This window comes from Proteiniphilum acetatigenes DSM 18083, from assembly GCF_000380985.1.
GTDB lineage: Bacteria > Bacteroidota > Bacteroidia > Bacteroidales > Dysgonomonadaceae > Proteiniphilum > Proteiniphilum acetatigenes.
Map to the genome: position 1 here is coordinate 291,174 of NZ_KB905697.1, position 14,009 is coordinate 305,182.

Here is a 14,009-nt window from a genome sequence, read left to right on the forward strand (position 1 = left end):
ATATTCAGTATCCCGGATTCTGGGATAAATTACTATTTGACTGTAGTTCTTCATAGGGGATTGGAAAAATGGCTGTATGCCCATCCATCACCGCAGTGTGATTAAACCAGTTCTTGGTGGAGAATGTCCCGAAACGAATCATATGGATGCGACGTTGTGCTTCGCAAGCAAACTCCCATCCCCATTCATCGTATAATCCTCCAAACTGAACAGGCGTCTGATCACCCAATACATCCAGGTTGTTATCCCAGTCAAGTGTGCCATATTTTATTTTCGTATCGGCTTTTAAACCGGCAACCGTAACTTTTGCTTTTTCCGCATCATCAAATACGCGTCTTCGTATTTGAGTTACCAAGTCTGCGGCAATTTCCTCGTCTTCCCCTAACCGGAGCAAACATTCGGCTTTGATCAACAATGTCTCGGCATAACGGAAAAACGGGAAATCATGTCCCCAATTAAAGGTCGCCGTATTGTCAAATTCCCATTTTGCCACTCTATAACCGTAATCGATACTGGTATGGTTGACGGTCCCTTTAAAACATGTCAAAGAAGGAAGATAATTTAAACAAGTCCAGACTAATTCCGTAGGATCCGTATAACTATATTGAGGCCCTATCAGCCAGGTCTTTTCCAGCCGTTTATCTCCTTCCTGATAAGAGTTGATGAATTGAGGATTGGCGCATGATCCGTCCCAGGTCTGAAATGTCGATCCGAAATGGAAACGGGCTGTTGGCGGATACCATTTTGCGTGTTGGGCAGCACCCGCATAAATCTTATCATAAGGAACTGCAAAAATAAATTCTTTATTTTTATAATCCACGTCGGATACAAAATTATCAGAAAAATCGGTACTAAGTTCAAATAATCCCGATTCAATTACTTTATTTGCACAATCAAGGGCTTTTGCATATTGTTCTGTTCCGGTATAAACCCGGGCATTTAGATAGACTCTTGCCAACACCATATATGCAGCCCATTTATTCATACGTCCATATGTATCCTGGTCGCTCTTCTCACTTAAATCGGGCATGGCTTCCGTAAGCTCTGTAACCACAAATTCATATATTTGCTGTCGTGAGGCCTGTTCAGGTATCTCATCTGTAAAAGCCGTAACCAAGGGTATATTCCCGTGGGTATCCAAAAGAATAGAATACCATAAAGCACGTATAGCCCGTAATTCGGCAATGGTCGCATCGCCCAGATCTCCTACCGGTAACGAGCCGCTTTTCACCTGATCCATTACCCGGTTTGCGTTATTGATACCTTCATAGGCTGTTAAGTATGTGTTATAAGGTTGCCACTGTTCCGAAGTCCATTGGTGCTGATGCATCCTGCGATAAGTACCTCCGTCATCCCACCCGTTCGGACGTGTGGGAGTAATAATACAATCGGCGGGTTCTTCCTGCAAATCGAAATATCCCTGCCAGTTCATAATATAGGTCAACGGGGAATATGCGCTTGCCAACAAAGCAGCCATATCTTTTTCCGTTGGAATAAAAGAATCTTCCGTTACTTCCGAAAAAACTTGTTCATCGAGATTAAAACAACTATAGAGTGTGAAAAACGGAAGTGCTGTCAAAGCAAAAAATCCAATCTTAAATTTATTCATCATGATTGTTTTTTTAAAATGTTACATTGATTCCAAAAGTATATGATCTGTTTGTGGGATATTTATCCCTGCTGTCGGTACCGGCTTCCAACCCCGTTATCTGCACTTCAGGGTCAATACCTGTATATCCGGTAATGGTTGCCAGGTTTAAGCAGGACACATAAAGGCGTAAATTCCTTATATACTTAATAATCTTCACATTAAAAGTATAACCTACCGTTACGTTGTCAATTTTCCAGTAGTCACCGTTCTCCACAAACTCACTGATATAGCGTTGAGAGTCGTTAATGGTCGCTTTCTTTCCGGTCGGCTTACCTGTTGTCAGGTCAACAACATCATATTGATCGAAGGCCGAATTCAGGACATTGTACTGGATGGTCGGATTTCCATAATACATTTTCTGATAGTTCAATATCTGGAAACCGAAAGCTCCACGCATTCCTATAGATACGTCAATATTCTTATATCTCAACTGATTGCTCCAGTTAAGATTGTGTTTGGGAACACCATTTCCCAGCACCTGGCGGTCTTCATCCGTTGCATCTTTGGCCAGATCATAATATCTTTCGATCACTTCTCCTGCATCGTTTTTCTTCAACCGTTCCACAACCCATAGTCCATCTTCATTCAGCCCGACCGATTTGAGTCCGAAGAAATTTCCTATGGGATCACCCACTTTCACACGATGGGTAGTCGTTTGGATAGGTTCTCCCGTATGCCCTGTCGTGAACCAGTCTGTCGACATGGAGAACTGATCATTGGATATGGATATCAGTTTATTTTTATTATTAGAATAGGTAACACTCGTATTCCATTCAAAATCTCCCGATTGTACCGGAATAGCACGTATCAATGCTTCAAATCCGGTATTTTCTATCTGCCCCACATTGGCCGTGATAGTGCCATATTGATAGGGAGGCACCGGTACAGAATAATCCCACAAAGCGTCTTTTGTCTGCCTTAAGTACCAATCAAACGCACCTCCTAAGCGTCCCTGGAATACATCAAAATCCAGCCCGACATTATATTCATACTTTTTTTCCCAACGCAAATCGGGATTCGGATTCCTGACAGGTATCAACGTATTTATCCATTCTCCACCATACATAAAATAACCGTCATAATTTAACGAAGCAAGGGAGACATACGGGTTGCTGATATTGATTCCCGTAATGCCAAACCCGGCCCTGAGTTTTAAATTTTCCAGCCAATCACAGTTCTTCATGAAGGATTGCTGATTGATACGCCACCCGGCCGATATTCCAGGGAAATTCCCCCATTTATGATCGGCGCCGAACTTCGAAGATCCTTCCCGTCGTACAGAAGCCATCAATAGATAACGGTCATCATAATTGTATGTTACCCGGGCAAATAAACCGATCAGTTTTTCGGTTTTCCTGTAAGAAGTCATACTTGCTTCACCTCTGGATAGTGCTAATCCGGATTCCAGCTTATTATAGGTATAACTATCCGTAGGGAAATCCCTGTTTGAAACGCTGAAATTCTCGCTCGAAGAATCTTCATAATTATATCCGGCAATGGCATTTATCTGTTGTTTGTTAAATGTATGACTCCAGTCAACGGTAATTTCAGCAAGGTTATTTATATAATCCGAAGTATAGCGCGATGCATATCCGTTATACCCCCCTTCAGTAGTCGTAGGATGCTGTTTCGTATAATAATAGCCGTTAAGGTAGCTTTGCCCTTTACGCGTTATCATTCCTTTTACGGCAAAATTATCGACAGGGCGAAATTCCATACTTCCCGTAAAACGGATATTACGTGAACGCGTCATCCCTATTGTTTCATTCAATAATGAAACAGGGTTGTCATAGAAATAAACGGGACGCTCAACATAAGACCCATCGTCGTTGTAAATTCCCTGTGTCGGATTTTGAATGCATGCATACCGGTACACATTGGTATTAAATCCGGGGCCGGTATTTTGTTCATTTGCTATTAAGGAAATATTTGAGATCAGTTTATCATCAAACATACGATGTGCAAACTCTAAACGTCCTCTGATATTTTCAGAATCGGATTTTTTGAATGTCCCCTCTTTTTTGTCATACGTAAGATTGGCAATGATACTTGTTTGGGAACTACCACCTCTATATGTCAGATTATGCACGTTGGAAATTCCTGTCCGGCTTACCTCCTTTAGCCAATCCGTATCATGCCCGTAATCCTGATCATTTGCCCCCGAGAATTCATAACCTTCCTGAAATCGCGCTCTCAGTTCACCCGCATTCATAAAGTCGGCAACCCTTGCTTGTTGGGAGATCGATACATACCCGTTATATTCAATGGTTGCCGGAGCATCGCGTCTTCCGCCTTTAGTTGTGATAATAATCACCCCATTGGTACCCCGTGTACCGTATATAGCGGTTGCGGAACCATCTTTTAAAACATCGATCGACTCAATATCTTCAGGCGCAACCGTAGCAAATGATCCCGGCACACCATCCACCAATATCAACGGAGACGTTAATCCCATTAAGGTGGAATTACCGCGAAGCATAACGGAAGTACTGGCCGACGGATCACCGGTGGGCAGTGAGATTTGTAACCCTGCCACCTTGCCCTGTACCAATTGTCCCGCATCAAGGATGGCTCCTTTATTAAACATTTCGGATTTCACACTTGCCACGGAACTTGTCACATCCACCCTTTTCTGGGTACCATAACCAATCACGACAACCTCCTCCATAATTTTTAAATCTTCTATCAGCGTGATGGTCATCAGCCGATCCTGCTCAATAGGATATTCAGCCGTTTTATACCCAATATAGGAAACGACTAATACCGCATTCGAATCTTTCACATCAAGTGAAAAATTTCCTTCCGTGTCGGTTACCGTACCGTTAGCGGTTCCTTTTTCGATAATATTCGCTCCGATAATCGGAATCCCTGCTTCATCCACAATGATTCCCCCGATTTTCACAGAAGCTTGCAGATATTCATTCCTATTCGCAAATAGCGATCCTTCCGGGTAGATGAAGAATAGTAGTAAAAATGAAATAAAACAGACATAGCATTTCAATCCGTGTTTGTTGTTTTTTGAATTTGCTCTCATAGGGTTAAAATATAAAAAAGTAAAAAATAATATTCGAAGTAATGTGTAACCCACTGGTTCTGTTTGCAAATTTGAGGTGAAAAAAGAACTTGTAATACAAAAAAAATCCAAAAAAATAACACAATTCTATTTTAAGTGTCAATTTAACACTATATCTTTGAGGGGAATTTAAAATAAGCCTGAATATAGACGTAAAAATCCATGCAAACAATACTTTCCATATTCTTCATATTTTGGATATTGTGTTTGAAATCGTTCTCCATTGAACTGAATTTCCAATATTACAAGGTAGAGGACGGTTTATCCTCGAATACGGTGTATGCTGTTCTCCAGGACTCGAGAGGATTTATGTGGTTCGGGACCGAAAACGGGTTGAACCGATTCGACGGTTACACATTTACCGCCTACCGGAATATCCCACGAAATGAAAATTCCCTGATAAACAATTATGTATATTGTCTTATTGAAGATGGGGATCAAACACTCTGGATCGGAACCGAACGGGGTGTATGTACGTTTGACCTGGGAAAAGACGGGTTCAGTCCGTTTATATTAAAAACCGAAAAAGGCATTCCGGTCTCAGGAAGAATTCAAAATCTGATTCCCGATAACGGGAAAATATGGATCACGTCTGCAAGGCAGGGGGTTTTTGTGTATGAAAATAATAAGCTATCCCTGCATTCTTTCGAGGAATTCAAAATAAACCCGGACGAACAGATATGGGTAACAGGGATCTATAAAGACAAAGAAAATATTATCTGGGCTTCGGTGGACAATACCGGACATCAGATATACAGGTTTAATAAGGAATCGGGAAAATTTACTCCCGGCTTTCCGGATATGTGTTTCGATGAACAAAAGCAATTGCGTGCCTACAGCATGCTGGAAGATACTTTCGGGACATTGTGGTTCGGAACATGGACAAACGGCCTGATCGCAGTAGATAAACACAAAGGGATCATCACCGAAAGACATTTACATATCCCCGGTAAAGACAGAATCCTGCATATCCATCAATTAACGGAGTACGATCCGGGCACCCTACTGATCGGGTCGAATGACGGGCTTACTTCCTTCAAAATATCACCCATAGCCGGCAACCGGCCGGATCAACATTTCCGGGAGCCAATGCTCTCCAATTGTTTTGTGTATCCCATTTATAAGGATAACGAAGGGGGTCTCTGGATCGGAACATATTACGGCGGAATAAATTATGCGTCGCCCAACAGAAACTATTTCACAGGATATACATATATCAAACACGAGAATTCTGTTACGGGAAACGTGGTTAGCTGTTTCTGCGAAGATCCGTCAGGAAATATATGGATCGGAACCGAAGACGGCGGACTGAACGAACTGAATGTAAAAACCGGAAAATTTCATGCATATAGTTATAAGGATAAGACGAATGGCCTGTCGTTTGATAATGTGCATGCTCTCCTGATAGATAACAACAACCTGTGGGTCGGAACATATACGGGAGGACTCAATGTAATGGATCTTCACACGAAGAAGATCAAACATTATGTTTCGGATCATGCAGATAAAAACACACTGGATGCGAATAACATCTATTCGATATATCGTGATTCGCTGGCAAATATCTGGATTGGGACCTCATCAGGAATAAACCTGTATAACCGGCAATCGGATAATTTCACCCGTGCCCGTCACCTGAATGAAATAGTAATGGATATTTTACAGACAGGAAACCATATCTGGTTTGCGACGATCAATAGGGGATTACAAAAATTCGATCTCGAATCCGGCCAATGGACGGAATACCTGTTCGAATCCGATAACGAAAATTCATTAATCAGTAACGATGTGATTTGCCTGGGGACCGATGAAAAGCAACAGTTATGGATCGGTACCAACCACGGATTATGCCGGTATGACCCAAAAAATGATATTTTTATCAATGAAAAAGTGGAATTTCAGAGCAATTATATTTGTAAGGTCTTTGTCGAAAACGGAAACCTATGGATTGCAACGCTGAAGGGATTGATCTGTTATACACCTTCTACAAAGCAATACCGTCAATTCACCAAAAGCGACGGATTGCTGAGCGACCTGTTCACACCAAACTCCGGATTCAAAACCTCTTCGGGCAAAATTTACCTAGGAACACCCAACGGATTCAATGCCTTCTACCCCAAACAAATATCTAAGAACACACACGTGCCTCCTATCGCGATAACGGATTTTCAACTGTTCAACAAACCGGTGAATATGGACGATTTCGTCACCGGAAATAAACAAAATCAACCCGTTCTTACACTGCCACACAATAAAAATTCATTCAGCTTCGGATTTACGGCATTGAGTTTCTTTGCTCCCGAGAAAAACAGGTATTCCTTTATGCTGGAAGGATTCGACAAGAGTTGGAATGCTCCCGGTAAAGAACGGAGGGCGACATACACGAATATCCCACCCGGAAATTACACTTTCAGGATAAAAGCATCGAATAACGATGGTATCTGGAACGACAAAGATTATACCCTGGCAATCATCATAAAACCACCTCTTTGGTGGAACGGATGGTCAATCACACTCTATATGTTACTTCTCATTACCGGCATCCTCTATCTGTTTCATTTCCTTCGGGAAAAAGACAAACGGAAAAACGAGGAAAAAATCTCCAGGATCAGAAGCGAACAGGAAAAAGAGATGTATCGTTCCAAAATAGAGTTTTTCACCAATGTGGCACACGAGATAAGAACACCTCTAAGTTTGATCATTGCTCCTTTGGAACAGGTAATCGAAGCCTCGGACGCGATGCCGGATGCAATCAAGGAGAATCTGGATATCATGAGAAGCAATAGTCAACGCCTCTTAACATTAGTCAATCAGTTACTCGATTTTTCAAAGATTGAAAAAGGGGGGTGTATCCAGATCTCACTGTCCAATCAGAACATTCATCACTTACTGGCAGAGATCTATCCACGGTTTAAACCATTCATCGAACATAAACACATTCTGTTTGAATACATCTGTAATGATACGGATTTCGAGACGATGACCGATGCGGAAAACCTCACAAAAGTGGTAAGCAACCTGTTGAGCAACGCATCGAAATACACGACCGATCACATATTACTGAAATTGAATGCACATCTCTCCGCGGATTACTATGAAATATCGGTAAAAGATAACGGTGCCGGTTTGTCTGAATCGGAAACCGAGCATATATTCAAACCGTTTTATCAGGCGCCGGGACAATACAACTCCGGTACAGGCCTCGGATTATTCCTGGTAAAATCGATAGTGGATGCACTTGACGGAAAAATAGCACTAATAAATAATCCCGGTGAGAGTTTTTCCATTTCAGTCGTTCTTCCTAAAATAAACAGGCAGGTAGAATATCCTCCCCCCGGAGAATATTCTACGGAAACACAAATGAGCTCCGGTATAGAACCCGAAAGTTGCGATTCAGGCAACATTTGTTGCGATTCGGGTAATGATGAAAAACCATCGCTGCTGATCGTGGAAGACGACAAAGATATGCAGGCGTTCATCCGGAAACAGTTCCTGAACAATTACCTCGTTTATACGGCAAGCGATGGAAATGAGGGTATTGACATCCTGGAAAATCATCCAATAGATATCATCGTTACAGATATGATGATGCCGAATATGGATGGCATCACATTTTGCAAAACCGTCAAACAGAATTTTTTATGGAGCCATATTCCGGTGATTATGCTGACGGCAAAAACAAATGTCGGATCAAAGATCGAAGCCTTTGAGACGGGCGCTGATGCGTATCTGGAAAAGCCTTTCCATATTTCCTATTTGTCCACACGCATCCGGAACCTGCTGGAATCACGCAGATTACTGTTCCAAAAATTCTCCCAGACACCGCATGCTTCCCTGAAAAGTATCGCAGGAAACAAAACAGATGAAGATTTTCTGGTAAAATTGAACGAGATCATTGAAAAGAATATTGAAAATTCCGATTTCTCTATCGATAATCTGGCGAAAGAGATGGGCATCAGCAGTTCGGGATTGTTTGCAAAGATAAAACAGATATCCGGAATGACGCCCAACAGGCTTATTCTGTCCATGCGACTGAAGAAAGCGGCTGAACTGTTAAGTGGAGGAAGATACAGGGTAAATGAAGTGTGTTACAGGGTAGGCTTCAACAACCCGTCTTATTTTGCAAAATGTTTCCAGAAACAATTCAGAAAACTCCCAAAAGATTTTATCAGCGATCCGGATGAAAAAACGGAAGATTAACCCCCGATAACCGCATTCAATCTGTTTTCAATAAAAACAGAGTGGATGTATGCTATCTTTTCTTTTGATGGTTCTGCCATACCGTTTTCGTTGTAGGTCTTCCCCAGTTTTTCGTATTTTTTTGAAGCAATATTATGATAAGGCAGCAATCCCACAACGGTTGGTTTTCGTTGCAATCCGTTCAGAAAAGCGATTGTCTCCATGATATTTTCATTATCGGTATTTACCCCTTCCACCAAAGGAATACGGATATGATATTCTTTATCGTGACCGGAAATCAGTTTGAGGTTTTTCAGAATGAGTGTATTATCCGCTCCCACCCACTTACGATGATCCTGTGTATTCATTAGTTTCAGATCATACAGGAAAAGGTCGGTATGGTCCAGGATATCTTCCACCACCGCCGACCTCACACTACCTGAGGTATCGACCGCCCGATGAATCCCTTCCCGTCCGCACCTGATCAGCAGGCTTTTCAATGCTTCGGGATACATCAACGGTTCACCGCCTGAGAAAGTAACCCCACCGCCCGAAGCATCCATTATATTGGTCTCTTTTAAGACAGCAGTCATCACTTCCTCTTCGGAATAATCCCGCCCACTCATCTCAATGGCTTTGGTGGGACACACTTCGGCACACTTTCCACAAAGGGTACATTTATCGAAATCGGTAATGACTCCGTCCGTTTTTGTCAGCGTTAACGCATTTTCCGGGCATATAGCCACACACGATCCACATCCGATGCATTTGCTTTTATTATACAGCTTTTCGGTTTTAAAGGAGATGCTCTCAGGATTATGACACCATCGACATGAGAGTGGGCAGCCTTTGAAAAAGACCGTAACCCGTACTCCAGGGCCGTCGTTGATCGAATACCGTTTTATGTCGAAGAGGAATGGCATCGACTTCCGTTTTTAGAACGATTCGTTTTCGGTCCGTTCGATGATCTCCTGTTTCAGGTTTTCGTGCATATCATTGAAATAATCACTGTACCCCGCCATCCGTACCAACAGATCCTTGTACTCTTCGGGATTGTCGCGGGCAGCAATTAACGTAGCCGTGTCCACAATATTGAATTGCACATGGTGCCCTCCCTGGGCAAAATAACTCCGGATAAGATTCCCGAGTTTTGCTACATCTTCGTCACGTCGAAGCAGACTGGGGAGGAATCGTAAATTCAACAACGTACCCCCCGACTTTATTTGATCCAGTTTACTGAGGGAACGAATCACCGCAGAAGGGCCGTGCGTATCGCATCCGTGTGAGGGGGACGTACCATCGGAAATGGCTTTTCCTGCCAGACGCCCGTTAGGCATGGCGCCCATCACGTTTCCAAAATAGTTGTGGCAGGTGGTGGACAACATATTCAGATGGTATTTACCGCCTGGCTTTCCATTCGGACGGTTATCAATCAGGTCGAACATATCATCATATACCTTCACCGCGATCTCATCAGCGTAATCGTTGTCGTTTCCGAAGAAAGGCGTATGGTTGATGATCCGCTGGCGCAACACCTCTTCTCCTTCAAAATTGACGGAAATCGCATACAGCAACTGATCCATTCTGATATCTCTCACCTCGAAAACATGTTTTTTGAGGGCGGAGAGAGAATCGGTTACTGTTCCCAGACCGGTACATTGGATGTAGGTAGTATTATACCGCGGGCCGCCGTTATAATAATCGCGTCCTTTTTTGATGCAGTCATCGATCAGCACCGACAGGAAAGTAGCCGGAAAATAGCGGGCATACATCCGGTCGATGTAATGATTGACTTTTATTTTCAGGTCGATGATATATTTCAATTGGGCATGAAAGGCGTGATATAACTCATCATAGGATGTAAAATTCCGCGGATCACCTGTCTCGATACCTACTTTTTTTCCGGTTACCGGATCAACGCCGTTGAAGAGTGTAATTTCCAGTATCTTGGGAACATTTAAATAGCCAGTCAGCAGATAAGCCTCTTTTCCGAACGTACCTACCTCAATACATCCGCTACATCCCCCCTCCCGCGCATCTTTCAAAGATTTTCCGGAACGCAGCATCTCCTGGATATAGACATCGGGATTGAACACCGACGGATAACCATGTCCCTGACGGATCACTTTGATAGCCGCATGCAGGAAACGGTTAGGGGTTACTGAGGCGATATGCACCGAATTGCCCGGTTGAAGGATATGCAACTCCTCGATCACCTCAAGCATCAGGTAGGAAACATCATTCACACCATCCGAGCCGTCAGGTTTAACACCTCCGATATTAATATTGGTGAAATCGTTATAGGTGCCGCTTTCATTGGCTGTGATCCCCACTTTTGGCGGTGCCGGCTGGTTGTTCACCTTGATCCAGAAACAGCAGAGCAGTTCCTTTGCCTCTTCACGTGTTAATGTACCGTTCTCAAGATCGTTTTGATAGAACGGCACCAGATGCTGGTCAAAATGTCCGGGATTAAAGGCATCCCATCCGTTCAGCTCCGTAATCACCCCCAGATGAATAAACCAATACATCTGGATCGCTTCCCAAAAGTTACGCGGGGCATGGGCGGGCACCCTCCGGCATACTTCGGCGATACGATTCAATTCTTCTACCCGTGCCGGATCCTTTTCATGGCGGGCCATCTCTTCGGCTTTTTCGGCATGACGCTCGGCCAGTCGGATAATGGCATCGCAGGATATGGCCATGGCATGTAACTGGTCTTCTTTGTCAAGTGCTTCCGGATCATTGCAATAATCGAGTTTTGCTATTTCTTCCTCTATCTCCCTTTTGAAATCGAGCATCCCTTTCCGGTAGATTTTTCCATCCATACAGGTATGTCCGGGTGCTCGCTGTTCCATGAATTCGGTGAACAGACCGGCTTCGTAAGCCGCTTTCCACTCACCGGGAACATGGTTGAAAATACGGTCACGTTGTGAACGGCCTTCCCAATAAGGGATCACCTCATGCCGGTAAATATCGATATCCTCCTCACTGATCACATAACGTTGCTGTTCACGTGTATTCAACACATGCAGATCTTCCACAGAATGGCAGGTCAGTTCGGGAAATGTGTATACTGCCTTGGGTTTCTCTCCGCGTTCACCGACTATCAGCTCATTCGTTCCGATGTAAATGCTCTTTTTTTCGCAGATCTCTAAAAAATTCAACGCACGCATCACAGGAATAGCATATTTCCCGTCGTTCTCCTTATAGAATGCGGTTTCTATCAGTGCACGCTCGATGGAAAGAGATGCCGGAGTTGAGACGCTCTCTTCCCTCAGAGTACGTATCCGGTCGTTCATTCCCGGTTTCGGAGTACTGCCTGTATAGAAATTGCCCTCCTGATATGCTTTCCGTTCAGGGACATTATTTTTTATTTTAAGCTCTTCAAACATATTCGTAAATTTTAAGGGTAAATAGATAGATAAGCAGAAAATTACCCGGAAGGGTCCGAGTAAATAAAAAACGAACAGAAAGAGAGCAGATCAACACATCCAGCAGGAGAACAAGCGCTTCCCGTTGTTATGGTATAGGGATATTATGTGTTGAGTACGGTACATGTTAATTGATAATTGATAATTGACAATTGGGAATGGATGAGTAGTTACCTATTAATCCATTATTCACATTAGCACATTAGCATATTGGCACATTAATTAATCCACGCTTTCTCCCGTTCCAGTTCTACTTCTTCAATTGTCTTGGCCAGCGGTTTTCCGAGCACGCGGTTCCCTGTTTCGGTGATCAGAATATCTTCTTCGTTGCGAATCCCTCCAAAATCGCCATATCGACGCACTTCGTTGAAGTTTATAAAATCGGCATTTATTTTATTACTTTCCCAATGATCGATCAATTCCGGAATGAAGTAAATCCCCGGTTCAATAGTCAGTACAAAACCCGGTTGCAGTTCCCGTCCCAGGCGTAACGATTTCAGCCCGAATTGAGTACTCTTCGGCACACCGGCGTAACCGACAATCTGTTCGCCGAGATTTTCCATATCATGTACATCTAATCCCATCAGATGACCGGTCCCGCACGGAAAGAAAAGTGCATGTGCACCATTGGCTACCGCCTCTTTGCTATCTCCCCTGGTTAATCCCAATGCTTTCAGTCCGTCGAAAATTACCTCACCCACCCGGAGATGTACATCCCTGAAATTGACACCCGGTTTCGCCAGTTCAATCGCTTTATGATGTGCATCAAGCGTTATCCGGTAGATATCTTTTTGCCTTTCTGTAAACTTCCTGGATACAGGAAAGGTACTGCTCATATCGCCGGCATATCCCAATGGCGTTTCATATCCTGCATCCAAAAGAAACAGGTCTCCCTCTTTGAGTGTATTTCCGTGATAATGGTTATGCAGAAACTGTCCGTTGATGGTAGCAATAATCGGAAAAGAAAGATTGCCTCCCGCTGCGATAGCCACTTCATGCACCCTGGCGGTTACCTGCGCCTCCGTCATGCCTGCACGGGCATAATGCATGGCTGTAAAATGCATATCGGCCGTAATATCGACTGCCTTTTCAATTTCTTCGATTTCTTCCTCCGATTTGATATTACGCTGGTCGGCGATCGCCACGATCAAATCTTTGCTCACTTTAGCTGTTGCTTCCGTTACCGGATACCCGAGAAAGTCATTGAGTTTGAGAAAATGCTCAGCCCTGTAAGGCGGCAGATATTTTACCGATTGTTTGTCGAATCCGGCAATTTTCTTCCGGAACACTGACAGATCGCCTGTATAGCGGATACCGGCTTTTTCGGCCAGTTCACTGATCTTAGGCTGGGAGCCTGTCCAGACAATTGAATCGATCGTAGGATCATCACCGAAAATATATTCTTTATCCTCATCGATATCGATCAGTGCGATCAAACCGGGTTTACTGACTCCAAAATAATATAGAAATGTACTATCCTGACGGTAATAGTAGGTATTATCAGCGTAATTGATACCACATTCATCATTCCCGAGAAAAAGCAGTTTTCCTGTTTGAAACCGGGCTTTCAGTTTTGCTCTTCTTTCGACATAAATTTCTTTTGCAAACATACCTATATTATTTGTTTTATGGTCTCTTGGCGAAATCCATTATCACACAGCATTATCGCACGAAG

6 protein-coding genes are annotated in these 14,009 nt (G+C 43.3%); 1 reads left to right on the top strand and 5 read right to left on the bottom strand.

Translation table 11 applies throughout. The features are described from left to right. Positions 1-4 precede the first annotated feature (4 nt). Together F597_RS0111485 and F597_RS0111490 are read right to left on the bottom strand one after the other, a co-directional pair. Entirely contained in the window at positions 5-1,612 is a 1,608-nt protein-coding gene (locus F597_RS0111485) for a RagB/SusD family nutrient uptake outer membrane protein (protein WP_019539891.1), read from the bottom strand. Between the two features lie 10 nt (positions 1,613-1,622). Next, positions 1,623-4,685, bottom strand: coding sequence for a SusC/RagA family TonB-linked outer membrane protein (locus tag F597_RS0111490; protein ID WP_019539892.1), 3,063 nt, complete (start codon positions 4,683-4,685; stop codon positions 1,623-1,625). 201 nt (positions 4,686-4,886) lie between these two features. Between F597_RS0111490 and F597_RS0111495 the strand changes: the two genes are divergently transcribed. Then, positions 4,887-8,924: a hybrid sensor histidine kinase/response regulator transcription factor gene (locus tag F597_RS0111495; RefSeq protein WP_019539893.1), complete on the top strand. Its 4,038-nt coding sequence runs from the start codon at positions 4,887-4,889 to the stop codon at positions 8,922-8,924. Here F597_RS0111495 and F597_RS0111500 read toward each other — a convergent pair. The 3 genes from F597_RS0111500 to F597_RS0111510 form a co-directional block, all read right to left on the bottom strand. Then, entirely contained in the window at positions 8,921-9,826 is a 906-nt protein-coding gene (locus tag F597_RS0111500) for a glycyl-radical enzyme activating protein (RefSeq protein ID WP_019539894.1), read from the bottom strand. The two genes, F597_RS0111495 and F597_RS0111500, sit on opposite strands and share 4 nt — an antisense overlap. A 12-nt stretch (positions 9,827-9,838) precedes the next feature. Beyond that, positions 9,839-12,202, bottom strand: coding sequence for a trans-4-hydroxy-L-proline dehydratase (gene hypD, locus F597_RS0111505; RefSeq protein WP_026327376.1), 2,364 nt, complete (start codon positions 12,200-12,202; stop codon positions 9,839-9,841). 350 nt (positions 12,203-12,552) lie between these two features. Then, complete coding sequence (locus F597_RS0111510; protein WP_019539896.1) at positions 12,553-13,944, bottom strand: aminopeptidase P family protein; 1,392 nt, start codon at positions 13,942-13,944, stop codon at positions 12,553-12,555. Positions 13,945-14,009 lie beyond the last annotated feature (65 nt).